Raw genomic sequence first — 2,367 nt, forward strand, 5'->3', positions numbered from 1 at the left:
TGCTGCATGTCCACGGTGGCCAGCGGCGACGCCGGCGCAATGCTCGCGCGTGAAGGCGCCAGCAGGGCCTCCACGTCCAGCGGCTTGCCCACCGCGCTCTCCGCGAAGCACTCGGCACCCTCGGGCGCGTCGGGCAGGTAGTAGAGCCGCGACAGGTCCTTTGTGGCTGGATCCGCCGGTATGCGCAGCATGGCCAGGGCTGCGGCTCGCACGGCTGGCCACTCGCGCGGCAGCACCGGGCGGCTCAGCGGCATAACGAGCCGCATGCAGAAGTCTGGTGGCCTGTGGCTGTGCGTGGTGTGCAGGGCGTAGGCGTAACCGTCGCGCTCCAGCACTTCGAGCGGCGCAAGTTGCTCCGGCGTCAGATGGTCCAGGTCGAAGACGGCAAGCGTGATGGCGTGCACGAAGTCGTTGCCGCGTCGCTCGCCGATCTCCACGGGGCTCCAGGCAGGGCCATTCTTCGCTGGGCACCGGCCAGGGCAGGGCGTCTGCGGACATTTGCTGCGGCGATGCGTGGTGAGCAGTGCGCGCAGCCGCGTCCAGTCCCAGTCTTCGACGCGCGGCGTGTTGTCCTGGGCGGATTCGTAGAATGCGACTTTCATGGGTGATGTGTGCTCCAGCCTCGCGGCAGCGGGCACGCCCAGCACGGACGACGCCCTTCGCTGTCTCAATGGGGGCACTTTCCACAGGTGGCGTGCAGTGGCAGGAGCAGCCGAGTCACACGGCAACACCACACACAGGGGTCGTTGTCCTATCTCCTATTGGTCTCGCGCGTATATATGTTCTTCTCTCTCAAACTCTCTATGAAAGAGAGAGAACGAGAGTGATAGGTGTGCGGCGGGTGTGTTGGGCTCGCAGCCCCTGCCTTGCGGTGCCGCTTCCCGCGCCTGCGACGAAACACCCGCGAAAAGCCACGGCCAGAGTTCGCCCCCATTTGCAGGGGAGGGGCTGGAGACCCGCCGGGTGATGGCGGCACGGGGCGCCGTGTCAGACGGTGATGCTACTCCCCAGGTCCTGGCCGTTGGAGGCAACCATGCGGGTCCATCTGGACACAGTGAGTCGGCACGCCCTGTATCCCGCCATGTCACAAGTGCGTGGGTGTTTCACGCATAGCGGAGGCATGCCTTCCTTGCGTGCCTTGGCAGGTGTCTTGCTGGTGCGTCGCACATTGTCGCATGGGGACGGACGTGTTTCTCAACGCACGAGAGGGGTAAGGCGTGAAGAAGGGCAGTGCAGCGAAGCGGGAGTTTCATGTTTCACGCAGCGGAGCGTCGCGGCCGAGCCCGGATGAGCTGGTGAGCGAGATTCACAGGCGCCATGCAGCGGGTGAGTCCGGGCGGGCCCGGCAACTGGTGGACGCGCTGCTGCGCCTGCTGGAGCCCCAGCTGCGGCGGCAGGCCCGTGGCTACGAGAAGCTCAGCGGGTCGCTGCTGGAGGACGACCTCGTCCAGGTGGCGCTCCTCGAAGCGCTCAAGGCCGTGGAGACATACAAACCCGAGAAGCGCGGCCGGCAGACCTTCTCCACCTGGGTGGAGTGGCGGGCGCGCCGGGCCATCATGGAGCAGATCCGCCTGCACTACGCGGACGTCCGTCCCTCGGACGCGGCCCAGCGCGGGCGCAAGGGACAGCCGAAGACGCGGCCCATGCCGCTGGTGAGCCGTGATGACGCGGCAGAGTCGCTGCCCGGTTCGCTGACGCAGATGCACGATGCGGCCCTGGCGCTGGAGGTGGCCACCGTCGAGGAGCTGTACGCGCTGCGTGAGGAGTGCGCGCGGCTGCGGCGCGAGGTTCTGCGGCTGGACCCGAAACTGCGGGAACTGGTGTCCCGCGTCCATGGCATCGGGCAGCCAGCGTGCGGCATCCGCGATGTGGCCGAGGACTGGAACGAGCCACGCAGCCGGCTGGACGTGCTGCTGGCCCGTGCCCACGAGCAGCTCCGCGAGCGTCTGGCGGACAGGGGCGACTGATGCCCGTCCTCGTCGCCCAGCGTGGCGGCCCCTGTGCCGCATGCGGTGCGCCCGTGCTGAAGGGCGAGCGCATCGAGTACACGCTGGGGACGGGACCGCGTCATCTCGCGTGCGCGGACAAGTCGGCGGAGCTGCGTCGCAACCAGCACGCCGCGCCGTGTGTCCTGTGCGGCGTCCAGGTGCCGAAGCGCGCTGGAGCCCTGTCCGTCACGGAAACGTGCGAGGGCGGGGCGTATACGCGGCGCTGGGCGGTGTCCTGCGTGGACTTCCTGGCCTGCCACGAGCGCATCGTGGCGGCTCTGCCCGGATTGCAGTCACGTTGAACATGGCTTGAGGCCCCCCCGGGTCCGAATTTGGGACGGTCGTCCCGTTTCCGCCTTGCTCGGCGGGCCCCCACGCT

Annotated in this window: 2 protein-coding genes and 1 pseudogene; 2 read left to right on the top strand and 1 reads right to left on the bottom strand. The window is 68.2% G+C overall.

The features are described 5' to 3' along the window. A pseudogene (locus tag D7X99_RS41775) lies at window positions 1-602 on the bottom strand (DNA primase); the annotation flags it as partial. Between the two features lie 693 nt (window positions 603-1,295). On the opposite strand from D7X99_RS41775, the gene D7X99_RS41780 reads away from it, so the two are divergent. Together D7X99_RS41780 and D7X99_RS41785 are read left to right on the top strand one after the other, a co-directional pair. Continuing rightward, the gene (locus D7X99_RS41780) at window positions 1,296-1,967 is read left to right on the top strand and encodes a sigma-70 family RNA polymerase sigma factor (RefSeq protein ID WP_158627169.1); all 672 of its coding nucleotides are present in this window, start codon (window positions 1,296-1,298) and stop codon (window positions 1,965-1,967) included. Next, window positions 1,967-2,290: a hypothetical protein gene (locus D7X99_RS41785; RefSeq protein ID WP_147476426.1), complete on the top strand. Its 324-nt coding sequence runs from the start codon at window positions 1,967-1,969 to the stop codon at window positions 2,288-2,290. Before D7X99_RS41780 ends, D7X99_RS41785 begins: the two co-directional genes overlap by 1 nt. Window positions 2,291-2,367 lie beyond the last annotated feature (77 nt).

The organism is Corallococcus sp. AB032C (genome assembly GCF_003668935.1).
GTDB lineage: Bacteria > Myxococcota > Myxococcia > Myxococcales > Myxococcaceae > Corallococcus > Corallococcus exiguus.

What these genes read in the sequence shown, in the direction of transcription:
- D7X99_RS41785 (WP_147476426.1), top strand. Translation starts at nt 1,967, where the DNA reads ATGCCCGTCCTCGTCGCCCAGCGTGGCGGCCCCTGTGCCGCATGCGGT.